The sequence below is a fragment of the Achromobacter sp. ACM01 genome, from assembly GCF_014851745.1.
In the GTDB taxonomy this organism is placed as follows: domain Bacteria; phylum Pseudomonadota; class Gammaproteobacteria; order Burkholderiales; family Burkholderiaceae_B; genus Achromobacter; species Achromobacter aegrifaciens.
This window is the reverse complement of the sequence record NZ_JACVAF010000001.1, coordinates 271,191-294,447: the sequence shown is the minus strand read 5'-3', so window position 1 is coordinate 294,447 and position 23,257 is coordinate 271,191. Positions and strand designations below refer to the sequence as shown.

23 protein-coding genes are annotated in these 23,257 nt (G+C 65.8%); 5 read left to right on the top strand and 18 right to left on the bottom strand.

The genetic code is table 11. From position 1 onward, the window contains the following. Positions 1–8 precede the first annotated feature (8 nt). Complete coding sequence (gene glmS / locus IB268_RS01420) at positions 9–1,841, bottom strand: glutamine--fructose-6-phosphate transaminase (isomerizing) (protein ID WP_054455423.1); 1,833 nt, start codon at positions 1,839–1,841, stop codon at positions 9–11. A gap of 152 nt (positions 1,842–1,993) precedes the next feature. Between glmS and IB268_RS01415 the strand changes: the two genes are divergently transcribed. After that, positions 1,994–2,482: an Lrp/AsnC family transcriptional regulator gene (locus IB268_RS01415; protein ID WP_125472864.1), complete on the top strand. Its 489-nt coding sequence runs from the start codon at positions 1,994–1,996 to the stop codon at positions 2,480–2,482. 11 nt (positions 2,483–2,493) lie between these two features. Here the strand turns inward: IB268_RS01415 and IB268_RS01410 are convergent, their stop codons facing one another. From IB268_RS01410 to IB268_RS01385, 6 genes are all read right to left on the bottom strand, one after another. Next, positions 2,494–3,552 (bottom strand): glycosyltransferase family 4 protein, encoded by a 1,059-nt coding sequence (locus IB268_RS01410; RefSeq protein ID WP_125472866.1) that lies wholly within the window; start codon positions 3,550–3,552, stop codon positions 2,494–2,496. Continuing rightward, on the bottom strand, positions 3,549–4,871 hold the full coding sequence (locus IB268_RS01405) for a UDP-glucose/GDP-mannose dehydrogenase family protein (protein ID WP_054455429.1): 1,323 nt from the start codon (positions 4,869–4,871) through the stop codon (positions 3,549–3,551). The genes IB268_RS01410 and IB268_RS01405 overlap by 4 nt, the downstream gene beginning before the upstream one ends. Before the next feature lie 125 nt (positions 4,872–4,996). Beyond that, positions 4,997–6,409: an MFS transporter gene (locus IB268_RS01400; RefSeq protein ID WP_119449872.1), complete on the bottom strand. Its 1,413-nt coding sequence runs from the start codon at positions 6,407–6,409 to the stop codon at positions 4,997–4,999. Further along, positions 6,382–7,755, bottom strand: coding sequence for a bifunctional UDP-N-acetylglucosamine diphosphorylase/glucosamine-1-phosphate N-acetyltransferase GlmU (gene glmU, locus IB268_RS01395; protein ID WP_119449871.1), 1,374 nt, complete (start codon positions 7,753–7,755; stop codon positions 6,382–6,384). Before glmU ends, IB268_RS01400 begins: the two co-directional genes overlap by 28 nt. A 75-nt stretch (positions 7,756–7,830) precedes the next feature. Continuing rightward, positions 7,831–8,592, bottom strand: coding sequence for a PhaM family polyhydroxyalkanoate granule multifunctional regulatory protein (locus IB268_RS01390; protein ID WP_192352931.1), 762 nt, complete (start codon positions 8,590–8,592; stop codon positions 7,831–7,833). Positions 8,593–8,632: 40 nt separating this feature from the next. Continuing rightward, positions 8,633–9,304, bottom strand: coding sequence for a glycine zipper 2TM domain-containing protein (locus tag IB268_RS01385; RefSeq protein ID WP_192353713.1), 672 nt, complete (start codon positions 9,302–9,304; stop codon positions 8,633–8,635). Between the two features lie 131 nt (positions 9,305–9,435). Here IB268_RS01385 and IB268_RS01380 point away from each other — a divergent pair, with 131 nt between their 5' ends. Beyond that, positions 9,436–9,654, top strand: coding sequence for a DUF3717 domain-containing protein (locus IB268_RS01380; RefSeq protein WP_054455439.1), 219 nt, complete (start codon positions 9,436–9,438; stop codon positions 9,652–9,654). Positions 9,655–9,672: 18 nt separating this feature from the next. On the opposite strand, the gene IB268_RS01375 is transcribed toward IB268_RS01380, so the two are convergent. The 5 genes from IB268_RS01375 to IB268_RS01355 form a co-directional block, all read right to left on the bottom strand. Then, entirely contained in the window at positions 9,673–10,278 is a 606-nt protein-coding gene (locus IB268_RS01375) for an SCO family protein (RefSeq protein ID WP_119449869.1), read from the bottom strand. A gap of 17 nt (positions 10,279–10,295) precedes the next feature. Beyond that, positions 10,296–11,189, bottom strand: coding sequence for a heme o synthase (cyoE, locus tag IB268_RS01370; RefSeq protein ID WP_054455442.1), 894 nt, complete (start codon positions 11,187–11,189; stop codon positions 10,296–10,298). Between the two features lie 13 nt (positions 11,190–11,202). Beyond that, positions 11,203–12,237: a heme A synthase gene (locus IB268_RS01365; protein WP_054455925.1), complete on the bottom strand. Its 1,035-nt coding sequence runs from the start codon at positions 12,235–12,237 to the stop codon at positions 11,203–11,205. A 71-nt stretch (positions 12,238–12,308) separates the two neighbouring features. Continuing rightward, a complete protein-coding gene (locus tag IB268_RS01360; protein ID WP_054455444.1) occupies positions 12,309–12,890 on the bottom strand; it encodes a hypothetical protein in 582 nt (193 codons plus the stop codon). 90 nt (positions 12,891–12,980) lie between these two features. After that, complete coding sequence (locus IB268_RS01355) at positions 12,981–13,787, bottom strand: SURF1 family protein (protein WP_054455446.1); 807 nt, start codon at positions 13,785–13,787, stop codon at positions 12,981–12,983. A gap of 39 nt (positions 13,788–13,826) precedes the next feature. On the opposite strand from IB268_RS01355, the gene IB268_RS01350 reads away from it, so the two are divergent. Then, positions 13,827–14,027: a twin transmembrane helix small protein gene (locus IB268_RS01350; RefSeq protein WP_006224570.1), complete on the top strand. Its 201-nt coding sequence runs from the start codon at positions 13,827–13,829 to the stop codon at positions 14,025–14,027. Between the two features lie 101 nt (positions 14,028–14,128). On the opposite strand, the gene IB268_RS01345 is transcribed toward IB268_RS01350, so the two are convergent. From IB268_RS01345 to coxB, 5 genes are all read right to left on the bottom strand, one after another. After that, positions 14,129–15,004 carry a cytochrome c oxidase subunit 3 gene (locus tag IB268_RS01345; RefSeq protein WP_042795688.1) on the bottom strand — a complete coding sequence of 292 codons (876 nt, stop codon included), beginning with the start codon at positions 15,002–15,004 and terminating at the stop codon, positions 14,129–14,131. 38 nt (positions 15,005–15,042) lie between these two features. Then, positions 15,043–15,267, bottom strand: coding sequence for a DUF2970 domain-containing protein (locus IB268_RS01340; protein ID WP_013390978.1), 225 nt, complete (start codon positions 15,265–15,267; stop codon positions 15,043–15,045). Between the two features lie 9 nt (positions 15,268–15,276). After that, positions 15,277–15,402 (bottom strand): cytochrome oxidase small assembly protein, encoded by a 126-nt coding sequence (locus IB268_RS31005; RefSeq protein ID WP_013390977.1) that lies wholly within the window; start codon positions 15,400–15,402, stop codon positions 15,277–15,279. 31 nt (positions 15,403–15,433) lie between these two features. Next, on the bottom strand, positions 15,434–17,041 hold the full coding sequence (gene ctaD, locus IB268_RS01335) for a cytochrome c oxidase subunit I (protein ID WP_054455447.1): 1,608 nt from the start codon (positions 17,039–17,041) through the stop codon (positions 15,434–15,436). A 104-nt stretch (positions 17,042–17,145) separates the two neighbouring features. Then, complete coding sequence (gene coxB, locus IB268_RS01330) at positions 17,146–18,303, bottom strand: cytochrome c oxidase subunit II (RefSeq protein ID WP_054455449.1); 1,158 nt, start codon at positions 18,301–18,303, stop codon at positions 17,146–17,148. 288 nt (positions 18,304–18,591) lie between these two features. Between coxB and IB268_RS01325 the strand changes: the two genes are divergently transcribed. Further along, complete coding sequence (locus IB268_RS01325; RefSeq protein ID WP_054455451.1) at positions 18,592–19,404, top strand: NUDIX hydrolase family protein; 813 nt, start codon at positions 18,592–18,594, stop codon at positions 19,402–19,404. Positions 19,405–19,446: 42 nt separating this feature from the next. Here IB268_RS01325 and IB268_RS01320 read toward each other — a convergent pair whose 3' ends face one another. Next, positions 19,447–22,161 carry a cation:proton antiporter gene (locus IB268_RS01320; RefSeq protein ID WP_054455453.1) on the bottom strand — a complete coding sequence of 905 codons (2,715 nt, stop codon included), beginning with the start codon at positions 22,159–22,161 and terminating at the stop codon, positions 19,447–19,449. 184 nt (positions 22,162–22,345) lie between these two features. Between IB268_RS01320 and cpdA the strand changes: the two genes are divergently transcribed. After that, positions 22,346–23,185, top strand: coding sequence for a 3',5'-cyclic-AMP phosphodiesterase (gene cpdA, locus IB268_RS01315; RefSeq protein WP_054455455.1), 840 nt, complete (start codon positions 22,346–22,348; stop codon positions 23,183–23,185). Positions 23,186–23,257: the final 72 nt, after the last annotated feature.

The following is a 23,257-nucleotide window of genomic DNA, read 5'->3' as shown; positions in this document are numbered from 1 at the left end:
GTCCGGCCTTACTCCACCGTCACGCTCTTGGCCAGATTACGCGGCTTGTCCACGTCCGTGCCTCGCGCGCACGCCGTGTGGTACGACAGCAGCTGCAGCGGGATGGTGTGCAGGATGGGCGAAAGCTTGCCGTAGTGTTCGGGCATGCGGATCACGTGCATGCCTTCGGCGCTCTGGATCTTGCTGTCGGCATCGGCGAAGACATACAGCTCGCCGCCGCGGGCGCGCACTTCCTGCATGTTGGACTTCAGCTTTTCCAGCAGTTCGTCCTTAGGCGCGATGGTGACCACGGGCATGTGCTCGGTCACCAGGGCCAGCGGGCCGTGCTTGAGTTCGCCGGCCGGGTAGGCTTCGGCGTGGATGTAGCTGATTTCCTTGAGCTTGAGCGCGCCTTCCAGGGCGATCGGGTAGTGCATGCCGCGGCCCAGGAACAGGGCGTTTTCCTTGGAGGCGAAGCGGTCGGCCCAGGCCATGATCTGGGGCTCCAGGGCCAGCACCGAGCCGATGGCCACGGGCAGGTGGCGCAGCGCCTTCAGGTGTTCGGCTTCCTGCTCTTCGGTCAGATGGCCACGCACCTGGGCCAATGCCAGGGTCAGCAGGAACAGCGCGGTGAGCTGGGTGGTGAAGGCCTTGGTGGAAGCCACGCCGATCTCGACGCCGGCCCGCGTGATGTACGACAGCTTGCACTCGCGCACCATGGCGCTGGTGGACACGTTGCAGATGGTCAGCGTGTTTTCCATGCCCAGCGAGCGCGCATGCTTGAGCGCGGCCAGGGTGTCGGCGGTTTCGCCGGACTGCGAGATCGTGACCACCAACGAGCGCGGGTTGGGCACGCTGTCGCGATAGCGGTATTCGCTGGCGATTTCCACGGCCACGGGGATCTTGGCGATGGACTCGATCCAGTACTTGGCGGTCAAGCCGGCGTAGTAGCTGGTGCCGCAGGCCAGGATCAGCAGGGAATCGACGTCCTTGAAGATCTTGTAGGCCTGGTCGCCGAAGAGTTCGGGCGTGATGGCTTCGATGTCCTGCAGCGTGTCGCCGACAGCGCGCGGCTGCTCGAAGATTTCCTTCTGCATGTAGTGGCGGTAAGGGCCGAGTTCGGCCGCGCCGGTATGCACGTGCACGGTGTGGACTTCGCGGTCCACGTTCTTGCCGTTGGCGTCCACGATCCAGACGCGCGAGAGCTGCAGGTCGACGACGTCGCCGTCTTCCAGGTAGATGATCTGGTCGGTGGTGCCGGCCAGGGCCAGCGCGTCGGAAGCCAGGAAGTTCTCGTTCTGGCCCACGCCCACGACCAGCGGCGAGCCTTGGCGCGCGCCGACCACGCGGTGCGGCTCGTCGCGGCAGAACACGGCGATGGCGTAGGCGCCATGCAGGCGGCGCACGGCGTTCTGCACGGCTTCGAACAGGTCGCCGGCATACAGGTGGTTGACCAGGTGCGCGATCACTTCGGTATCGGTCTGGCTTTCGAAGACATAGCCCACGGCCTGCAGCTCGGCGCGCAGTTCGTCGTGGTTCTCGATGATGCCGTTGTGGACCAGCGCGATGCGCGGCTCGTCGTTGCCCAGGCGCGAGAAGTGCGGGTGGGCATTGTGCGTGGCCGGCACGCCGTGGGTAGCCCAGCGGGTGTGGGCGATGCCGGTGAAGCCGCTGACCTTGTCCTGCGCAACCTGTTCGGCCAATTCGGCCACGCGTTGCGTGCTGCGCGTGCGGCGCAGATGGCCGTCGGCGTAGACGGCGACGCCGCAGGAGTCGTAGCCGCGGTACTCAAGGCGCTTGAGGCCTTCAACGAGGATCGGGGTGATGTCGCGCTGGGCGACGGCGCCAACAATGCCGCACATAGGAGAGTGCTCCGGTAAGTTCGTGTACCGACGCATTGTGCTCGTCCCCGCAAGAAATTTGATTTCTTTATGCAGTTAAAAATGGAAGTTAATTCCCTTACATGATTGTGATTAAATAATATTTCTTCCAGGTCATTTTTTTGAAATTAATCATGCAAAACGCACAGATTTCCCTGCCAGAGCTGGATGATCTGGACCGGCGCATTCTTGAACAGTTACAAGAAGACAGCTCGCTGACCAACCAAGAGCTGGCGCAACGCGTGCATGCCTCGCCTCCGACCTGCCTGCGGCGGGTGCGGCGGCTGGTGGATGAAGGGGTGATAGACAGGCAGGTGGCCATCCTGGCGGCGGAAAAGCTGGGCAGCACGCTGACCGCCATCGTCGAGATCACGCTGGACGTGCAGGCGGCTGAGAGCCTGGACGCGTTCGAGCAAAGCATGCTGGTCGAGTCCGCGGTGCTGCAGTGCTACCGGGTATCGCCCGGGCCGGATTTCGTGGTGATCGCGCAGGTGAAGGACATGCCGGCCTATCACGCGCTGGTGCACCGCGCTTTCACCGCGCAGGCCAACGTGCGCAATGTGCGCACGTTCTTCTCGGTGCATCGCGCCAAGTTCGAGACCCGGATAGACCTGCGGACCTGAGGCAGGTCGGATCAGCGGCGGGCGATCAGGCGCTCGAACTGCGCCAGGTAGCGGTTGCCCATCTTCTGCACGTCGTGCTCGTCTCGCACGTAGGCATAGGCGCGCTCGGTGACTTCCTGGCGGAAGGCCGCGTCGTCCAGGCAGCGCGCCATGCCCTGCGCCATGGCCTGGAAATCACCCACGGCGCACAGCACGCCGCGTCCGTCGGCCAGGCTTTCCTTCAGGCCGCCAGCATCGGTGGACACCACCGGCACGCGTTGCAGGAAAGCATCCAGCACGCTGCTGCCCAGGGCCTCTTCCTCGGAGCTCATGACGAACACGTCGAGGATGCTGTAGAAATCTTCCACGCCCTTGCGAAAGCCGGCGAAGCGATAGACGTCCTCGATGCCGAGCTTGCGCGCCTCATCCTTGGCCTGCTGCTCGCGGTCGCCGCCGGCGCCGAAGTGCAGGAACACGAAGTCGCGGCGCGTCTTGGCCAATTCGGCCACGGCGCGCACCAGCGTGACCGGGTCCTTGTCGCGGATCAGCGCGGCCGACGTGGCCATGACCTTCTTGCCGGCCAGATCGAATTCCCGCACCAGCTGGGCGACATTCTCGGTGTCGATCTGGTGCGGCTCGACGGCGCTGCGGATGATGACGGGCTCGATCCCCAGGCGGCGCGGCTCGCCAGCGGCCATCTCGCTGATCGCCACGAACAGGTCGGCGTGGCGCCACTTGAAGCCGGTCTTCCATTCGTCGCCGGGTTTGACCACGAAGGACGTGCGGCGGGAAAACGCCACCGGCCGGCGGTGCAGCCATTTGGTGAGGACCGCCCAGGTGATGGTGTTGGCGGTCTGGGCATGAACTATGTCGTAGCGGCCGGCGCCGGCCAGGAAGGCCAGCTGCCCCGGCACGTTGCGGCAGGTATGGGCCACGAAGCCCTCCTGGCGCGCGCGCTCGGCCAAGGGCGCGCCTTCGCGGCACATCACTTCGACGTCGTGGCCAGCCTTGCGGAATGCGCGCATGCAGTACAGCGTCTGCCGTTCGCCGCCGCGCCAGCCCTTCTCGAAGTTCAGCTGCAGGATCTTCATGCGCGGCCGATGCCCGAGTACTCGAAGCCCAGGCCGCGCACGTCCGCGGGCGTGTAGAGATTGCGGCCGTCGATGATGAGCGGGGTCTTGAGCAGGGCTTTGACGCGATCGAAGTCGGGCGCGCGGAAGACCTTCCATTCGGTCGCGATCAGGAGCGCGTCGGCGCCGTCCAGCGCGTCGTACATGTCGGTGGCGAAGCTGATGCCGGGCTTGCCGGCCAGCGCGCGCGCGGCCTCGTGCATGGCGACGGGGTCATAGGCGCGCACCTCGGCGCCGCGGCGCGTCAGTTCGGCGATGACTGTCAGGCTGGGCGCTTCGCGCATGTCATCGGTGTTGGGCTTGAAGGACAGGCCCCACAGCGCGATCTTGCGGCCCTTGAGGTCTTCGCCGAAACGCGCCACCAGTTTTTCGGACAGGCGGAATTTCTGCGCGTGGTTGGCAGCCTCGGCGGCCTCGATGACGCGCATGGGCAAGGCGTTCTCGGCGGCTGTGTTGACCAGCGCCTGCACGTCCTTGGGGAAGCAGGAGCCGCCGTAGCCCGCGCCGGGATACAGGAAGTGATAGCCGATGCGCGGGTCGGCGCCGATGCCGCGGCGCACTTGTTCGATATCCGCGCCCAGGGCTTCAGCCAGGTTCGCCATTTCGTTCATGAAGGAAATGCGCGTGGCCAGCATGGCGTTGGCGGCGTACTTGGTCAGCTCGGCCGAACGCACGTCCATCACCATCAGGCGGTCGTGGGTGCGCTGGAAGGGCTCGTAGATGCGACGCATGACGCCGATGGTGTAGTCGTCGTCCGCGCCGACCACGACCCGGTCCGGGCTCATGAAGTCGTTGATGGCGGCGCCTTCCTTCAGGAACTCGGGGTTGGACGCCACGCTGAAGGGGATGTCCACGCCGCGTGCGGCCAATTCACGCGCCACGACATCGCGCACCTTGTCGGCCGTGCCCACCGGCACGGTGGACTTGTCCACGATGAGCTTGCGCGACGTCATGTGGCGAGCGATGTTCTGGGCGGCGGCCAGCACGTATTTCAGGTCGGCCGAACCGTCCTCGCCGGGCGGGGTGCCGACGGCGATGAACTGCACGTCGCCGAAAGCCACGCTCTGCGCGACGTCGTCGGTGAAATGCAGGCGGCCCGCCTGCACGTTGCGGCGCACCAGGTCTTCGAGGCCCGGCTCATAGATGGGAATGCCGCCCTGGCGCAAGAGGGCGATCTTCGCCGCGTCCACGTCCAGACACATGACGTCGTTGCCCATGTCGGCCAGGCACGCCCCCGACACCAACCCCACGTAACCGGTACCCACGACCGTGATCTTCATGCCTGAACGCCTTCAAAATAGGTAATCGTTGCGCCAGATGACTCAATCCGGCGCCGGCCGTCATTATAGAAGCGGCCGGGGGCCCAAGCCCGCCGGCGCCACAATGGCGGCCTCGCGGGACCGCCCTAGGGCCGCAACTTGCTGAAGCGAACCGTATTGACCACCACCGCCAGCCCGGCGCAGATGGTCCCCAGCACCAGCGCCAGGCCAGGGCCATGGGCCAGGCTGATGCTGAACGCGATCGCGACCAGCGCCGTGCCGAAGCTCTGGCCGAAGACCCGGGTGGTGGCCTGCAGGCCGCCCGCCGCGCCGCTGCGCGAACGGGGCGCGGCCGACAGCATGGCGCGGTTGTTGGGCGTCTGGAAGAAGCCGAAGCCCATCCCCGCCACGAACATGCCCGCGATGATGGGCCAGTTCGACACCGTGGCCGGCAGCGCCGCCAGCCACAGCATGCCGACCACCATCGCCGCCGCGCCCATGCCGCTGAGCGTGGCGGCCGAATAGCGGTCGGACAGCCGCCCCGCGAGCGGGGCGATGATGGCGGTGCCCACGGGCCAGGCGCCCATCAGCATGCCCACTTCCAGATACGGCCGCCCCAGCACCTGCTGGAAATAGAACGGCAGGGACACGTAGGACGCCATCTGCGCGGCGAAGGTGCAGGCCGAGGCGCCTACCGCAAAGGCCAGCGGACGGATGCGCAGCAGATCCACCGGCACCAGCGGCGCTGGCTGCTTGCCCACGCGCCGCACCAGAACCAGGCCGATGACCGTGGCGATCGCCACCAGGCCGATGCCGCGCAGCAGGTCCATGCCCATCATGTCCACGCCCGAAATGAAGACGCCCAGGGTCAGCATGCACAGCAGCGCGCTGATCCAGTCCAGCTTCACGTTGTTGCGCGGTACTTCCGGCAGATGCCGCAGGCCCAGCATCGTCAGCGCGCAGATCGGCAGGTTGACGGCGAAGATCCAGGGCCAGGGCGCCACCGACAGGATGGCCGAGCCGATGGTCGGTCCCAGCACCGACATGATGGCCACGGTGGTAGCGTTGATGCTTATCCCGCGCCCCAGCAGCTTCAACGGGTAGATGTTGCGCACCAGTCCGCCGAACATGCACATGAGCGACGCCGCGCCTATGCCCTGGAACACCCGCGCCGCGGTCAGCTGCCACAGCGTGCCGGCCAGGGCGCAGCCCAGCGAGGCCAGGGTGAACAGCATCAGGCCGAAGGTGAACATGCGGCGAAAGCCGATGCGCTCGGCCAGCGCCGACAAGGGCAGCAGCATCATCACCACCGCCAGGTTGTAGGCGTTCACGATCCAGACCGCCTGGGCCGGCGACGCGTTGAGGTCGACGGCGATCGTGGGCAGCGCCACGTTGGCGATGGTGGTGTCCAGGACCGACAGGCTGATGCCTGTCATCACGGTGGCCGCCGCCCAGTAACGGCGCGGCGTCGGCAGGCCGTCGGGCGGCGCGGGCTTGGCGCCGTTGGCCGGCGCCTCTCCGCTCTGCCCCGTCACGATTTCTTGACCGGGCGCTGCCATCCGTCGACGGTGACCTGCTTGGCGCGCGACACCGTCAGTTTCTCGGCCGGCGCGTCGCGGGTCAGGGTGGTGCCTGCGCCCAGCGTGGCGCCGCGGCCGACGCGCACCGGCGCCACCAGTTGCGTGTCCGAGCCGATGAAGGCGTCGTCCTCGATGACGGTGCGGTGCTTGTTCACGCCGTCATAGTTGCAGGTGATGGTGCCCGCGCCCACGTTCACGCGCGCGCCGATGTCGGCGTCGCCGATGTAGGCCAGGTGGTTGGCCTTGCTGTCCTCGCCCAGCACGCTCTTCTTGATCTCGACGAAGTTGCCGACGTGGCTGCGGTCGCCGAGTTCGGCGCCCGGACGCAGACGGGCGTAGGGGCCGACGCGCGCATCGCGGCCGACCTGCGCCTGCTGCAGATGGCTATAGGCCTCGATGTGCGTGCCCGGGCCAACGCTGACGTCGCGCAGCACGCAGTGCGGGCCCACGCGCACGCCGTCGGCCAGCGACACCTGGCCTTCGAACACGCAGCCCACGTCGATGAACACGTCGCGTCCGCAGGTGAGCGAGCCGCGCACGTCAAAGCGCGCGGGGTCGGCCAGCGTGACGCCGGCTTCCAGCTGGCGGCGAGCCTGCTCGGCCTGCCAGCGGCGCTCCAGTTCGGCCTGCTGCACGCGGCTGTTCACGCCCAGCGTTTCCCAGGACGCACCGGGCTGGGCCGCGCCCACCGGCACGCCGTCGACCACCGCCAGGCCGACCACGTCGGTCAGGTAGTACTCGCCCTGGGCGTTGTTGTTGTCGATGCGGGACAGCCAGTCCTTCAGCTTCGCGGTCGGCGCGCTGAGGATGCCGGTGTTCACTTCCTTGATCTCGCGCTCGGCGTCCGAGGCGTCCTTGTGTTCAACGATGCGGCACACGTTGCCGCTGGCGTCGCGCACGATGCGGCCGTAGCCGGTGGAATCCGCCAGCACCTCGGTCAGCACGGCGGCGCCAGCGCCGCGCGCGTCCAACAGGCGCTGCAGGGTCTCGGGCTGCACCAGCGGCACGTCGCCGTACAGCACCAGGGTCACGTCGTCCTTGCCATCGCCTTCAAGCAGCAGCGGCACGGCCTGCTGCACGGCGTGGCCGGTGCCTTGCTGCGGCTGCTGCAACACGAAGTGCAGGTCCGCCTGGCCTTCGTAGGCCTGTTTGACGCGGTCCGCACCGTGGCCGACCACAACGATGATGCGCGCCGGCTTCAGTTGGCGCGCGCTGTCCAGCACGTGGCCCAGCATCGGCTTGCCAGCCAGCGTGTGCAGAACTTTGGGGAGATCGGACTGCATGCGTTTACCCAGTCCGGCGGCAAGAATTACTACGTTAAGCATAGGTTCCAGTATGTTGAGTGGCGGTCGAGAGGCCTTGCGGCCGTCTCGCCCGACGATTTAAAGAGAGGACCGACGCTAGTTGGCGTCCGGTCCGGTTTTCTTGGCGGCCTTGCGGGGCGCGGCGGACTTGCGGGCCGCCGGTTTGGACGCCTTGGCTGCGGGCGCGGCCGCGGCCTTGGATTCGCCCGGCTTGGGCTTGGCCGCGGCATCGGCGCCGGCAGCGGCAGGCGCGGCCGGCATGGAAGCCGCAGTGGCAGCGGCGATCTGGTTGAACTGCTGCTGCAGCAGGTCCCACCAGGCCTTGGAAGCGGATTGCGCCGCGGCGCCCATTTGTTCGCTCATGCCCGGCGCGGCGGATTGCTGCTGCCCTGCGGGCTCTTCGCCCTTGGCCTTGCCGCTTTCGGCGGCAGGGCTGGAGGCCGTCGTCTTGGCCGCGGACTTGGGGCCGGGCTTCAAGCCCAGCACGACTTCCAGCGGCGAAGCCGCGCCGCTGTCCTGGAAGGCGCCCATGTCCAGATTGGCGGCGCTGTCCACGAAGGCGCGCAGCGTGCTGATGGTGGAGCGTTGGACTTCCATGCCCTGGATCGTGCTGGACAGCATGGACAGGTTCATGCGCAGCCAGTTTTCCACGGAGCGGAGTTCCGCGATGCGGCGGTCCAGGTCTTCCAGGTTCATCGGGGGAGCCATGGGCAGGCTGCTGGCCAGGCCTCCAGGTCCGGTCAGGCCCGCCCAGGCCTGACGCATCATTTCCATGCTGGCCAGGAGCGGGTTGCCCGACAGGTCGGAATGCTGGCCCATGCCGGGCAGAACGAACGGGTTCGTGTGTTGGTCGCTCATTCCTGGTCTCCCCTAAGACAGATGTCGCCGACAGGCGGGATCATCCGCGCAGCAGCTGATTGTTCTCCACGCGCACATGATCGCCCGACGCAAAAGCGAACGGCTGCGCGCTGCGGAATTGGCGCGTGCTGCCGTCATTCATGCGCACCGTGAGTTCATAGTGCGTCACCGTTTGTTGCTGTCTGATATTACGCTCAACTTCACGGCCTGCCAAAGCGCCGCCCACCGCGCCCAGCACGGTCAGGGCCGTCTTGCCGCTGCCGCCGCCGAACTGGTTGCCCACGACGCCGCCGACCACGCCGCCGCCGATGGTGCCGATGAGGTGGTCGCTATTGTCCTTGACGGGTACCTGCACTTGTCGGACCGATTCCACCACGCCGCAGGTGGCGCAGGCTTGCGGCGCTGGCGATTGGGGCGCGGGGCGCTGGGCGGGAGCCGGCGCCTGGGCCTGGGGACGCGGCGCAGCGGACGCCTGCGCCCCTTGCGCGGGCGCGGGCGGCACGGCGGCCTGCGGCGCGGGCGCCAGGTTGGCGTCTTCGGGACCGGCCTCGGCCACGGGTTCGTCGGCATGCGGGTTGGCCGAAGGCGAGGGCAGCCAGCCCATCACGGCGGCCACGCCCACCGTACACATGACGATGACGGCGATCGCCGCGGCAGCGACCAGGGGATGGATGGCGCGGCGCGCAGATTCAATTTTGGCGGATGTATTCATGACGATGCTCCATCGTTACTAACCGGCAGTGGTATAGCACCCAGGCACGGTTTCGGCGTGTTGCGATGGTGACGCTTCTTTGCAGGACGCGGGCCGGTGGACAGCCATTCCCATTCGTGGACAATAGGCGGATGGATCCCATTACCCTGCCCCAGCTCGAACAGGCCATCAACTACTGGCGCAATATTTCGCCGTCTGTGGGCGACGAATCCCGCCTGTGTCCCGAGGCTGCCGCGCTGGCCACCCCTTACGCGCTCATGATCATGGCGCACCGGCGCGAGATCCCTGCCGCAGAACTGAGCGAGCCGGCCCGCGCCGCGCTTGCCGGCTGGGCCGCCGCCGGCAAGTAAGCCGGCACTGCCGCCTGATCAGCCCTTGAGCAGGGCCTTGATATCCTGCGTCAGGGCTTCCACCCCGATGTTGTTGTTGGCCAGCACGCGCGATTCGCCCTTGCCGTCCAGCAGGTAGAACGCGGCCGTGTGGTCCATGGTGTAGCTGCCGTCCTTGGTCGGCGCCTTGGCGTAATAGGCCTTGAACGATGCGGCGGCCTTCTTTACCTGGTCCGGCGTGCCGGTCAGCCCCAGGAAGCGCGGATCGAAGGCGGTGACGTACTGCTTGAGGACCTCGGGCGTATCGCGCTCGGGATCCACCGAAATCAGCAGCACCTGGACGCGGTCGGCGTCCGGCCCCAGCTTCTTCATGACTTCGGTCAGCTCGGCCAGCGAGGTCGGGCACACGTCCGGACACTGCGTGAAGCCAAAGAACACGACCACCACCTTGCCGGCGAAATCGGACAGCTGGCGCGTCTTGCCGTTGTAATCGACCAGCTCCATGCCGCGACCCAATTGGGTGCCGCTGATGTCGCTGCCCTTGAATACGGGCGCGCTGTCGCCGCAGGCGGCCAGGGCGGCGGTGAAAGCAGCAGCTGCGCCCAGGCGCAGGACCAGCCGGCGGCTGGTGGAAAACACGGACATCGACAACCTCCAGGGGATCAGCGCAGCAGGCCGACCCAGTGGTCCACCAGCAGGGCGCCGAACAGCAGCGCCAGGTAGAGAATGGAAAAACGGAACATGCTGCGCGCCAGCTCGTCGCTGTAGGCGCGATAGAGCCGCCATGCATAGGAAACGAACATGCCGCCCAGCACCAGCGCGGACACCAAGTAGAGTTCGCCGCTCATGCGGATGGCATAGGGCAACAGCGTGGTGGCGACCAGCGCCACGCTGTACAAGAGGATGTGCAGGCGCGTGAACTGGTTGCCGTGCGTGACCGGCAGCATCGGCAGCCCGGCCTTGGCGTAATCGTGGTTGCGGTACAGCGCCAGCGCCCAGAAGTGCGGCGGCGTCCAGATGAAGATGATCAGCACCAGGATCCAGGCCTCGGCCGGCACCGAATCCGCCACGGTCGCCCAACCGAGCGCGGGCGGCATGGCGCCCGACAGGCCGCCGATGACGATGTTCTGCGGCGTACGCGGCTTCAGGATGACGGTATAGATGACGGCGTAACCCACGAAGGTGGCGAAGGTCAGCCACATGGTCAGCGGGTTGACCAGGTGATACAGCACGAACATGCCGGCGCCGCCCAGCAGGCCGGACATGCTCAGCACCTGGAAAGCCGAAATCGTGCCGCGCGCCGTGCCGCGGCGCGCGGTACGCAGCATGCGGGCGTCGATTTCCTGTTCGATCAGGCAATTGATGGCGAAAGCGGCCGCGGCCAGCAGCCAGATGCCCAGGGTGCCGAACAGCACGCGGCGCATGTCCGGAATGCCGGGCGCCGCCAGGAACATGCCGATCACGGCGCAAAACACCGCCAACTGCGTCACACGCGGCTTGGTGAGGACGAAATACTGGCGGAACAATCCGGGCTGGGGAGCGGCAATACTGGTCATAGTGGGCCCTATTTTAAACGCGCACCGAATTGGGGCCGTAGCCCCCGGCGGGCGCACGTCCAGCTGTGGACAAACGCACCATCAACACCACCGCGGCCAGGGTCAGGCCGGCGGCGCCTCCATTGTGCAGCACCGCGATCAACAGCGGCCACTGGAAAAAGATCGTCGTCAAGCCGGTCAGCAGCTGCGCGCCCAGCAGCGCCAGCATCAGCGTGGCCGGTCCGCGCAGGCCGGGCTCGGCGCGCAGGCGCCAGGCCAGTATGCCCAGGTACAGGAACACCACGAAGGCAAAATTGCGGTGGACCCAGTGGATCGCGGTCAGCGCCGGCTGGGAAATCATCTCGCCCGATGGCAATTCGCCCAAGGCCCGGATGATCGAATAGCCGCCATGGAAATCCATTTCCGGCACCCAGGCTCCGTGGCACATGGGGAAATCCATGCAGGCCAGCGCGGCATAATTGGTGCTGACCCAACCGCCCAGGGTCACCTGCACCAGCAGCAGCGCAAACCCCCCGGCCACCCAGGGTTTCCAGCGTGCGGCCGCAGCCGCCACGGCCAGGTGCGGACGCTCGCGCGCCGACAGCCAGGTCATCAGCGCCAGCACCGACAGGCCGAACACCAGGTGCGCGGTCACGACGACGGGCATCAGCTTGTGGGTCACGGTCCAGGCGCCGAACGCGCCCTGCACGCAAACCGCAATCAGCGTCACGACGGCCAACTTGGGCGAACGGCCCAGCTGGCCGCGGTAACGCCACGCCATGTAGACGATGCCGATGATCAGCATGCCCAGGATGGTGCCGACATAGCGGTGGATCATTTCGATCCAGGCCTTGGACAAGGTGACCGGGCCGAAAGGCATGGCCTGCGATGCCTCGTGGATGTCGCCCATCGCGCCCAGCGGCGTCACGCTGCCGTAGCAGCCGGGCCAATCGGGGCAACCCAGGCCGGAATCCGTCAACCGCACGAAAGCGCCGAACATGATGAGGTCCAGCGTCAGGAACCAGGTAAAGAAAACAAGCTTGCGATAACGCGCTTTGATGCGTTCGATTTCCATAAACATCCAATCTGCAACGCCGCGCGCGATGCGCGCGACGCATTGAAACCATGCCAGCCCGAGGCTCAGCCTATTCTCGAGCTGTAGACCAGCTTGCTGATGTCCTTGCGCACCTTCACGCCATCGGCCTCGGCAGGGTACTGCATCATCAGGTTGCCCAGCGGGTCGATCACCCAGATCGGCGCCTCCAGCCCGGGCTGGCCCGCCGCAGTATCGCGCGCCAGCAGGAACCGCGCCAATTGGTCTGGATTGGCGCGCACCATGACCGTGCCCTTGTAGGCTTCCAGCACCTTGTCCGGCACGGGCGCATCGTCGGTGATGAACCAGACGCGCGCCAGCCGGTCGACGTTCTTGCCCTGGCTGGCATGGCTGTTGCGCGCGATGAAGAGCTTGCGGGCGCAGCTTTCCGGGCAGGCGCCGCCATCGGCGGCCACCAGCAACCATTTGCCCTTCAGGCTCTGCAGGTCGAAGGGCTGGCCGTCCAGCGTGGTCAGGCGCAACTCCGCGGCCGCGGGCATGGGCCGCTGCGGATTCAGGAGCGCGCCGTAATTGCTGGACTCATCGGGCCACCATTGCGGATTCATGTAGACCACGACCGCCGCGACGATGGGTGCGAGCGAGCACAGGAACACCAGCAGCATCGGCATCAGGGAGCGCTTGCGTGCGGGCTTGGTAGAGGAAAGGTCGCGAGCCACTTTGTATCCTGTCGTCTTGCGGGTTAAGAGTCGGCGTCCCGGTCAGGCGCCGGGCGCGTTCTGCGCGCGCCGCATGCGCCGGATGGCGCCCCCCAGCACCACCAGCCATGCGACGGCGGCAATCGAGGCAAAAGCAAACCACTGTACGGCATAGGACGTGTTCTGCTGAAAGTCCACGGACGGCTGCGGCCAGTCGCGCACCAGGCCATCGTCCGCGTTGCCCGCGGCCTGCGACAGCACCGTGGGCAGCAGGGCCAGACCGGTGGATTTGGCGTATGCGTCCAGCGGCAGGTTCTGCACCTGCGGCAAGACGCCGCCCGCCACGGGCAGCGAGGCCGGCAAGGCGGACTGCTCCGACCCTCCCAGCGACCAGATCTCGAACAGACGCGGCACGCGAGGCGACAGCTCGCCCGTCACCGTTTGCGGCCCTTCGGGCGTGACGGGCAGCGGCGGCTGCGAGGGGCCCTGGCCCTGAACCCCCATGACGCGCGGAATCCAGCCGCGCAGCACCAGTACGGCGCGGCGCGCATCGGCGTCCAGCAGCAGCGGCGTGGCCAGCCAATAGCCGGGCTTGCCGTCATGGTTGCGGTTGTCCAGCAGTACACTGAATTGCGGCAGCCAGACCCCGGTAGCCTGGGCCGAACGCCAGGCAGTCATATCGGCGGGGTCGGTAGCCGGGCTCAAGGGCAGCGGCGCTTGCTTGCGGCCCGCTTCGATAGCGGCCAGAATGGCGCGTCGCTCATCGCCGCGGCGCAATTGCCATTGCCCCAGCGATGCCAGGATGACCACGGCGGCACCCAGCAACAGCAAGGCGGCTACCGTGTATCGGGTTGAATGCGGTCGGGCCATATTTCTACAATAACTACTCTGATTCGTCCGGAGACCACCATGCGCGTTTTCGTCGTCCTGGCCTTTATCGGGATTCTGGCCAGCCTGGCATCGGCCCTGGTCTACCTGATGCGGGACAAGGGAACCACCAGCCGAACGGTCAACGCGCTGACGGTGCGCATCGGATTATCGGTGGCCCTGTTCCTGTTCGTGCTGTTCGCCCATCACATGGGCTGGATCGAAAGCACAGGCCTTAGATAGGCATACGGGCCGCGGGTTCCCGCAAGTGCACGATCGCAGATGAGTAAAACGCGCCAGTTCTCGCACAAGAACTGGCGCGCTTCATTGGTTCCGCGTAACGATCAGAACCAGTACACGAACAGGTACAGGCCCAGCCACACCACGTCCACGAAGTGCCAGTACCAGGCGGCGCCTTCGAAACCGAAGTGATGGTCGGCCGTGAAATGCCCGCGGATCAGGCGGATCAGAATGACCGTCAGCATGGTGGCGCCCAGCAGCACGTGGAAGCCGTGGAAGCCCGTCAGCATGTAGAACAGCGACCCGTAGGCGCCCGAATTGAACTTCAGGTTCAGTTCGGTATAGGCGTGGTGGTATTCGTATGCCTGACAGGCCACGAAGACGAAGCCCAGGACCACGGTGGCCAGCAGCCAGAAGATGGTCTTGCCGCGATGGTTTTCGCGCAGCGCATGGTGGGCAATGGTCAGCGTGACGCCGGAGCTCAGCAGCAGCGCCGTGTTGATGGTGGGCAGCCAGAACGGACCGACGGTCTGGAAGTGCTCGACCACGCCCGCAGGACCGAAGTTCGGCCACACGGCCTGGAAGTCGGGCCACAGCATCAGGCGGTGGTCCATGTCGCCCAGCCACGGCGTGGTGATGGTGCGCGTGTACCAGAGGGCGCCGAAGAACGCCGCGAAGAACATGACTTCCGAGAAGATGAACCAGCTCATGCCCCAACGGTAGGAACCGTCGATGCGCTTGCTGTTCAGGCCGATCTCGGATTCGTGGATGGCGTCGCCAAACCAGTAGTACAACACCACGATCAAACCGATGAAGCCCGCCAGCAGGGTCCACTTGGCCCAGCTGACGCCGTTGATCCAGGCCGCGGCGCTCAGGCCCATGAACAGCAGCGCCACAGCCGTACGCACGGGATGACCCGAGTCGGCGGGCACGAAGTAATACGGTGCCTCTTTACCTTGAACCGAGTGGCTTGCACTCATGGCTTTCTCCCTGGTACAGATTTATAGAATTAAGTGATTCAAGTCAGGCTGGAAACGGCCCAACGCACAATTAATACCAGCACAGTAACGAAGATAGCCGCTGCCAGCAGCCCCGCCACGATCACATGGACCGGGTTGAGCTTGGCGACGTCTTCCCGATGGCCCGCCCCCTTGCGCACGCCGAAGAACCCCCACGCCACCGCCTTCATCGTCTGAAGGAAACTCAGCTTGCGCTGGGAGGTTTCGCGCAGGTCGTCGCTCATGGCCCGCGCCTAACTGACAGCGACGCCCGACAGCAGGGCCGAGCCGCGCAGCACGGTCCAGGCAAACACGGCAATGACGAATGCCAGCAGGACCAGACCTGCGATCTTGTTGCGGCGGCGCTGCTCGGGTGTCATTGCTGTGCTACCTGAAACATGAAAGGCTGCCTTACTTCACTTCGGGCGGAGTTTCGAACGTATGGAACGGCGCCGGCGACGGCACGGTCCATTCCAGGCCTTCGGCGCCTTCCCACGGCTTGGCCGCGGCGGGTTCGCCCTTGCCCATGTAGCAACGCACCATCGCCCACAGGAAGATCAGCTGCGACAGGCCGAACCAGAATGCGCCGATGGTGGCCATCTGGTGGAACGTCGTGAACTGGCCCGCGTAGTCGGCGTAGCGGCGCGGCATGCCTGCCAGGCCCAGGAAGTGCATCGGGAAGAAAGTGACGTTGAACGAGATCAGCGTCGACCAGAAGTGCAGCTTGCCCAGCTTTTCGCTGTACATGCGGCCCGTCCACTTGGGCACCCAGTAGTAGGCGCCGGCGAAGAGAGCAAACAACGAGCCCGCCACCAGCACGTAGTGGAAGTGCGCGACCACGTAGTAGGTGTCGTGGACCTGGATGTCGATCGGGGCCACCGACAGGATCAGGCCGGTGAAACCGCCCATGGTGAACACGAAGATGAAGCCGATCGAGAACAGCATGGGGGTCTCGAACGTCATGGAGCCGCGCCACATGGTGGCGACCCAGTTGAACACCTTCACCCCGGTCGGGATGGAGATGAGCATGGTGGCGTACATGAAGTAGAGCTGACCCGTGACCGGCATGCCGGTGGTGAACATGTGGTGCGCCCACACGATGAAGGACAGCACGGCGATGGAAGCCGTCGCGTAAACCATCGAGGCGTAGCCGAACAGCTTCTTACGGGCGAACGCGGGCACGATGGCCGACACGATACCGAACGCCGGCAAGATCATGATGTAGACCTCGGGGTGCCCGAAGAACCAGAACACGTGCTGGTACAGCACCGGGTCGCCGCCAGCGGCCGCGTTGAAGAAGCCCGTGCCGAAATGACGGTCGGTCAGCACCATGGTGATGGCAGCGGCCAGCACCGGCATCACGGCCAGCAGCAGGAAGGCGGTGATCAGCCAGGTCCAGCAGAACAGCGGCATCTTCATCAGCGTCAGGCCGGGCGCGCGCATGTTCAGGATGGTGACGATGATGTTGATCGCGCCCATGATGGACGAGGCGCCCATGATGTGCAGCGCGAAGATCGCCAGGTCCATGCCGGGGCCCATCTGCAGCGACAGCGGCGCGTATAGCGTCCAGCCGGCCGCGGTGGCGCCGCCGGGCACGAAGAACGAGGCGGTCAGCATGATCGCGGCCACCGGCAGCAGCCAGAAGCTGAAGTTGTTCATGCGGGCGAACGCCATGTCGGAGGCGCCGATCTGCATCGGGATCATCCAGTTGGCGAAGCCCACGAAGGCCGGCATGACCGCGCCGAACACCATGACGAGGCCGTGCATGGTGGTGAACTGGTTGAAGAGTTCGGGGCGGAAGAACTGCAGGCCCGGCTCGAAGAGCTCGGTGCGCAGCAGCAGTGCCAGCGTGCCGCCTTCCAGCAGCATGACAAACGAGAAGATGAGATACATCGTCCCGATGTCTTTGTGGTTCGTGGCGAAAAGCCAGCGGCGCCAGCCGGTGGGGATGGCGTGGTGGTGGTCATCGTGACCGTGGCCGTGGCCCGGCGACACGTGGTCTACAGTGACGCTGCTCATGATGGACTCCTTCCTGCTGAGTGCCGGGCCCGATCGACGGGGCCGGCAGGGTATCTCTAACTAAACGGAACCGGTTCTGCGAGGGTGTGCCGAGGCGCGCGCAATCAGCGCGCAGCCTGCACGTCCTTCGGTAGAACCGTCGGGTCCTGCCCCTTGCCTGCATTGCTCCAGGCATGGCGCGTATAGCTGATGACCGCTGCGATTTCGACATCGTTGAGCTGCCCGCCGAATGCCGCCATCGCGGTGCCGGGCTTGCCCTTCAGCACGGTGTTGATCTGTTCGGCCTTCGGGCCCAGAACAACCTTGTCTCCGTCGAGCGGGGGGAAACTGCCCGGGATGCCCTTGCCGTTGGCCTGGTGACAGGCAACGCAATTCGCCGCGAAAACCTTTTCGCCGCGGGCAACCAGTTCGGCTTCCGTCCACTCTTTATTGGGATCGTCGGCGTTTGCCGCCATCTTCTTCTTTTGGTCTTCAACCCACTTGTCGTAGTCGGCCTGCGCCATGACTTCCACGACGATGGGCATGAACGCGTGATCCTTGCCGCACAGTTCCGCGCACTGGCCGCGGTAGATACCGGGCTTGTCGGCGTTGAACCAGGTGTCGCGCAGGAAGCCGGGGATGGCGTCCTGCTTCACGCCGAAGTCCGGAATCATCCACGAGTGGATGACGTCGGCTGCGGTCAGCACGATGCGGACCTTCTTGTTCGCCGGGACGACCAGATGGTTGTCCACTTCCATCAGGTAGAACTCGCCCTTGGGTTCGCGGTTCTCGATCTGAGCGCGCGGGGTCGAGAGCGTGGAGAGGAACTTGATGCCGGTGGCCGAGCCGTCGAGGTACTCGTAGCCCCACTTCCATTGATAGCCGGTGACCTTCACGGTGAGGTCGGCGCTGGAAGTGTCTTTCATCGCAACCACCGTCTTGGTGGCCGGCAGCGCCATGGCGATGACGATGATGAACGGGATGACGGTCCAGGCGACTTCCACGCCCAGATGTTCATGGAAGGTCGCGGCCTTGTGGCCACGCGATTTGCGGTGCGCCCAGATGGAGTAGAACATCACTCCGAAGACGCCGATGAAGATCACGATACAGATCGTGAGCAGCATCCAATGCAACCACATGATGTCGCGCGAAATTGCCGTGACACCTTCATGCAGGTTGAGCTGATTGACCTTCGGGCCGCCGGGCATGTCTTGCACCTGAGCACCTGCCACGCTGCCAATCAGCATCGCACAAGCCCCCAGTATCCCTCTCCACTTCTTCATGCTTACCTCGAAACACGGCGCGAAGGTCCGTTCGCTAGTGGCGGAAGTCGCCGGAACCGGGCAACGCGCAATTATTAGATGGTAGGGCGTGACGGGGAGATAGAGCGGCCCCTGTCGTTCCCACTCGAAATCACAAAGAAACTGGCGGATTATAGCGGACGCGCAAACAGATGTAAGTTAGTGCCCTTGAATTCATCCGGCCCGCCCCCATCTGGCCGCGCCCCTTGACCACGCGCCGTAAACAGGGTGGCATAAAATCGTCGGCAACATCATCACCACGGTTTCACGATGCCCAAGCAGTTGTCCGACTTGTACGCCGACCTGCGCGCCCGCGCGCAAGAGCCCGCCCCGGAAGGCGCGCGCGCTTTATATATAGCGGGGCGTCGCTGCGGCTGGGCCACGCATGCGGCGTGCGATGCATTGCGCGATGCGCCCGGCATCGCAACGGACGGCGCGAGCCTGCGCATCGGCGCGGACCTGCAGCCCGGCGCAAACCTGAACGGCGTGCTTGAACAGGCCGCGCAACTGTTGCGCCAAGCCAACTGCCTACGCGGCTGGCGCGACGAATTGCTGGATGTTCTGGACGGCGACGAGCCGCTGGGCGTGATCGAACGCGCGGCGGTGCGGCCGCTGGGCCTGCTCACCAAGGCCGTGCACCTGAACGCATGGACGCCGGACGGCCGCCTGTGGGTCGCGCGCCGCGCGCTCAGCAAATCCACCGATCCCGGTATGTGGGACACCTTGGTCGGCGGCCTGGCCGGCAGCCGCGAGGACCTGGAACTGGCGCTGGTGCGCGAATGCGGCGAAGAGGCGGGGCTGGACGCGCCCGACCTGACGCAGCGTTCGCCCCTGCGCACCATTCTGCGTATCCATCGCCGCCTGCCCGAGGGCTATCAGGTCGAGGATGTCCTGACCAGCACCTGCGTGCTTGCGGCTGACGTGCGCCCCGCCAACCGGGACGGCGAGGTGATGGAGATCGCCACCATCGACGCGGCCACGGCCGTGCGCCAGGTGGCGGAAGGCGAATTCACGCTTGAGGCAGCGCTGGTGATCGTCGAAGACATCATGCAGCGCCGCGCGGCCGGCGAGATCCCGGCCTGAGCCTCGCGGTCCGGGGCTGCGCAGGCAGCCCCGACCCCTGAATCAACGTGGAACGATGCCCGGCTCGCCCAACGCCGGGTTGTCCGTGACGTTGCCGGCGAGATTCCCGGGGAGGTCGCTTGCAGGCGGCGCATCCGCCCCCGCGGCCTCGCGCGCCGCTTGGGTATCAGTGCCGGACGCCGCGCCCGCCGCTTCCGCGGCTTCGGCGGCCTGCGCCGGGCTGGGCGCCGACGCCGGCGCGGGGACCGGAGCGGGCGCGGCATTGGCCTGCGAAAACTGCTTCCACACTTCGATCGCGCGCAGGCGTTGCTTGGCCACGACCTGGATGCGTTCGCGCAGATGCTCGTCGCGCGCCAGCAGGGCGTGGAAATCGCGCGAGGACAGCATCAGCAGCTTGCTGTAGCCCAGCGACGTCACCTCGGGCATCAGCTGCTCTTCACCGAGCAGGCCAAGTTCGCCGAAGAATTCGCCGCTGCCCAGTTCGATCATGGTGTTGTCCGGCAGATGCACTGCCACGGCGCCCGAGGCCACGAAACACATCTCTTCGCCATGGCGGCCCTTGGTCAGCACGCGCTGGTCCGGCAACGCCAGTCGCGGCTTGAGCAGCTTGCTGATGGCCCGCAAGGAATCGGCGGACAGGCCTTCGAACAGCGGCACGCGTTTGATCAGGTCGGCCGCGCTCATTTCGATGTCCAGCGGCGGGTGCTTGTCGATGTGGGCCCAGCGGCTCTTCAACTGCGCCATCAGGTCGGCGTAGACCTCGCCGCTGATTAGGAACTGCTCAAGCATGTCGCGGTAACGGATGCGCTCCATTTCGCGGGCCACGCGGCCCAGGTAGCTTTCCTGCAGCCACTGGGCGTAGGACGGATATTGCAGGTTCAGGGCCTGCATGGCGTTTTCGATCAGGTCCAGGCGGCGCTGGTGCAGGGACACGATGCGCTGCGTGGCTTCCTCGCCCAGCAGGGGGGTGATCTGTTCGCGCGCGAAGGCAATCAGGCGCTGCGCGACCGACCGCTTGCTCATCAGGTTGGCGAAGCGCTGGCCCAGTTCGCGCGCCAGCCAGCCCTGGAAGCCGAACAGGTAATGCAGGCGCAAGGCCAGCCGGAAACCGGTGGAATAGCGCACGTCGGCGACGATGGCGCGCTCAAAGCCCGGAATGCCCCCCAGCCGGATCGCGTCCTCCAGCCGTTCGGCCCGCGCCAGCAGGGTTTCGGCCATGCGCCAGTCCACGATCTGCGCCTTCAGGATGTCGAAGAACATTTCCTCTTCGCGCTGCGCCACGATGGCCAGTCCCACCGCCACGCGCTGGTCGTCCGTCATCTGGCTGACCTGACCGTCGTGCACGCTGGTCAGGCTGGCGTCGAACACGGCGCGGATGCGGTCGCGGACCTCGGTGCCGATATGCTCGGTCTTGGCGACCTCTTCGGTCTTGCCCTGCAGGTCTTCCAGCGCCACGGCCAGGGCCTGGTTGCGGATGGTGCGCTCCACCGGGGACAACTGGTTCAGGCCCAGCATGCGGATCAGCGGCCGCAGGCTGATGCCGTTGATGAACAAGGTCAGCAGCACGTAGCTGGTGGTGGCCACCGCGATGAACTGGCGCGCCTCTTCGGCCACCCCGGTCTGCTCCGTCACGGCCAGCGCCAGCGCCAGCGAGACGGCGCCGCGCAGGCCGCCCCACAGCATGACGACCTTATAAGGATTGCTGACCTTGGTCCCCAGCCGGGTCAGCCCCAGCAAGGGCAGCAGGCCGAAGACCACAATTGCGCGCGCCACCAGCGTGGCAACGAACACCACCGCCACCAGCGCCAGTTCCTGCCAGTCGGCGGCCGCCATCAGCTTGGGAATCAGCATGGCCGCGAACAGGAAGATCAGCGAGTTGGCCCAGAAGCCGAACTGCTCCCAGGCGCTGGACAAGTATTCGAACGTGGTGGGCGACATGCGCGTGCGGCCGGTGGAGCCCACCACCAGGCCGGCGATCACGGTGGCGACCACGCCCGACACGTTCAGGTAGTGCTCGGAAATGAAGAAGGATAGATAGGCCAGCGTCAGTGTCAGCGTGATTTCCGCGGTGGGAAAGCCGCGCAGCCAGGCGAACAGGAAGCAAGCCAGCCGGCCCATGGCGAAACCCGCCACGCCGCCGCCGATGAAGTGCACGATGAAGTCGTTGAAGATGCCGCTGGCGGTAAGTTCGCCATGGCCGCCCAGCACGGCCAACAGCACGGAGTACAAGGCAATGGAGGCCGCGTCGTTGAAGAGGCTTTCGCCTTCGACCAGCGTGGTCAGGCGCTTGGGCGCGCCCACTTCGCGGAAGATGCCCACCACCGCCACGGGGTCGGTGGTGGCGACGATGGCGCCCAGCAGCAGGCAGACCACCAACCCGTAGGGCGAAATGGCATCCAGCGTGACCCCGACCACCACGGTGCAGACGACCACGGCCACGATCGCCATCATGAGGATGGGGCCGATGTCGTCCATGAGGCGCCGCACGTTCATGGACAACGCGGTCTCGAACAGGAGCACCGGCAGGAACACCATCAGGAAGGTTTCGGACGAAATCTCGAAGCGTTCCAGCGAATCCAGGAAGTCGCCGATCCAGCTGGGCGCCCAGCCGTGAACGTGCACGATGATGCCGAGCAGACAGCCGACAATGGCCAGCAGCACCGAATAGGGCAGCTTGAGGCGGCCGGCCAGGGGCGGCATGAAGCAGACCAGCGTCAGCAGACCTGCCAGGCCGAATACGAGAAAACCTACATCCATGTTCTGTGGGCGGAGCTTATGTGAAGTTCCACAAGAATAGCGGCTTTTTCCTCCGGGACCGGCGCAGGAACTGCCAGGAATCGAGGAGAATGCACGTTTCGTTACCCCAATGCTGACAAGCGATACGCGTCGCGCCATGTTTTTTGGGTAATGTGGAATCGCACAAACTTTGCAGGAGCGGCACTTGGCCCGGATCCATTCCCTGACCCGGCGCGACGATGCGCCCGCCATGCTGGTCCAGCTGACCGACAGCCATCTGTTTGGCGAACCTGAAACCTCGATGCTGGGCGTCAACACGGACGCCAGCCTGCGCGCGGTGCTGCGCCAGATCGAGGCGGACGGCAAGCACCCGGATCTGCTGCTGGCGACCGGCGACATGTCCCAGGACGGCGAGGCCGCGGCCTATCGCCGGCTGGCGCGCGTCCTGTCCGAGGCGCCCGCCCTGGCGCAGGCCAGCATCCGCTGCCTGCCAGGCAACCATGACCTGCCGGCCGTGATGCGCCAGGAGCTGCCGCAATGGTCGGTTCCGGTGACGGACGTGGGCGCCTGGCGCGTGGTCGCGCTGGACACCACCGTGCCCGGTTCCAACGCCGGCCATCTGCCCGCGAGCCAGCTCGATCTGCTGGAGGCCGCGCTGGCCGAAGCTCCGGGCCGCCACACGCTGATCGCCATGCATCACAACCCCATGCAGATCGACAGCCACTGGCACGATTCGATGATGATCGACAACCCCCAGGCCCTGTTCAAGCTGTTGACGCGCTGGCCGCAGGTCCGCGTGCTGCTGTGGGGCCATGTGCACCACGAGTTCGACCGCCGCCGCCACAATCTGCGCATGCTGGCCACGCCCTCGACCTGCTTCCAGTTCAGCATCCGCGACGGCAAGCATGTAGTGGACAACATGGCGCCCGGCTACCGCTGGATCAAGCTGTACCAGGACGGTTCGATGGCAACGGGGGTGCGGCGCGTGCAGGACGCGCTGTGGCATGGCGCCAGGACGGCCGCGGACAACGCCCAGGCGGCCTAGCCAGGCCGCGCCTCTTGCTTCGTCAGCGCACGGCGTTTGCCGCTTGAGTCGACTGCAAGCGCGAACCGGACG

What these genes read in the sequence shown, in the direction of transcription:
- IB268_RS01345 (WP_042795688.1), bottom strand. Translation starts at nt 15,004, where the DNA reads ATGAGTGCAAGCCACTCGGTTCAAGGTAAAGAGGCACCGTATTACTTC.
- ctaD (WP_054455447.1), bottom strand. Translation starts at nt 17,041, where the DNA reads ATGAGCAGCGTCACTGTAGACCACGTGTCGCCGGGCCACGGCCACGGT.
- IB268_RS01340 (WP_013390978.1), bottom strand. Translation starts at nt 15,267, where the DNA reads ATGAGCGACGACCTGCGCGAAACCTCCCAGCGCAAGCTGAGTTTCCTT.
- IB268_RS01350 (WP_006224570.1), top strand. Translation starts at nt 13,827, where the DNA reads ATGCGCGTTTTCGTCGTCCTGGCCTTTATCGGGATTCTGGCCAGCCTG.
- IB268_RS01360 (WP_054455444.1), bottom strand. Translation starts at nt 12,890, where the DNA reads ATGCCGATGCTGCTGGTGTTCCTGTGCTCGCTCGCACCCATCGTCGCG.
- IB268_RS01385 (WP_192353713.1), bottom strand. Translation starts at nt 9,304, where the DNA reads ATGAATACATCCGCCAAAATTGAATCTGCGCGCCGCGCCATCCATCCC.
- cyoE (WP_054455442.1), bottom strand. Translation starts at nt 11,189, where the DNA reads ATGACCAGTATTGCCGCTCCCCAGCCCGGATTGTTCCGCCAGTATTTC.
- IB268_RS01380 (WP_054455439.1), top strand. Translation starts at nt 9,436, where the DNA reads ATGGATCCCATTACCCTGCCCCAGCTCGAACAGGCCATCAACTACTGG.
- glmS (WP_054455423.1), bottom strand. Translation starts at nt 1,841, where the DNA reads ATGTGCGGCATTGTTGGCGCCGTCGCCCAGCGCGACATCACCCCGATC.
- IB268_RS31005 (WP_013390977.1), bottom strand. Translation starts at nt 15,402, where the DNA reads ATGACACCCGAGCAGCGCCGCCGCAACAAGATCGCAGGTCTGGTCCTG.
- IB268_RS01325 (WP_054455451.1), top strand. Translation starts at nt 18,592, where the DNA reads ATGCCCAAGCAGTTGTCCGACTTGTACGCCGACCTGCGCGCCCGCGCG.
- coxB (WP_054455449.1), bottom strand. Translation starts at nt 18,303, where the DNA reads ATGAAGAAGTGGAGAGGGATACTGGGGGCTTGTGCGATGCTGATTGGC.
- IB268_RS01410 (WP_125472866.1), bottom strand. Translation starts at nt 3,552, where the DNA reads ATGAAGATCCTGCAGCTGAACTTCGAGAAGGGCTGGCGCGGCGGCGAA.
- IB268_RS01355 (WP_054455446.1), bottom strand. Translation starts at nt 13,787, where the DNA reads ATGGCCCGACCGCATTCAACCCGATACACGGTAGCCGCCTTGCTGTTG.
- IB268_RS01390 (WP_192352931.1), bottom strand. Translation starts at nt 8,592, where the DNA reads ATGAGCGACCAACACACGAACCCGTTCGTTCTGCCCGGCATGGGCCAG.
- glmU (WP_119449871.1), bottom strand. Translation starts at nt 7,755, where the DNA reads ATGCTTAACGTAGTAATTCTTGCCGCCGGACTGGGTAAACGCATGCAG.
- IB268_RS01415 (WP_125472864.1), top strand. Translation starts at nt 1,994, where the DNA reads ATGCAAAACGCACAGATTTCCCTGCCAGAGCTGGATGATCTGGACCGG.
- IB268_RS01375 (WP_119449869.1), bottom strand. Translation starts at nt 10,278, where the DNA reads ATGTCCGTGTTTTCCACCAGCCGCCGGCTGGTCCTGCGCCTGGGCGCA.
- IB268_RS01405 (WP_054455429.1), bottom strand. Translation starts at nt 4,871, where the DNA reads ATGAAGATCACGGTCGTGGGTACCGGTTACGTGGGGTTGGTGTCGGGG.
- IB268_RS01400 (WP_119449872.1), bottom strand. Translation starts at nt 6,409, where the DNA reads ATGGCAGCGCCCGGTCAAGAAATCGTGACGGGGCAGAGCGGAGAGGCG.
- IB268_RS01320 (WP_054455453.1), bottom strand. Translation starts at nt 22,161, where the DNA reads ATGGATGTAGGTTTTCTCGTATTCGGCCTGGCAGGTCTGCTGACGCTG.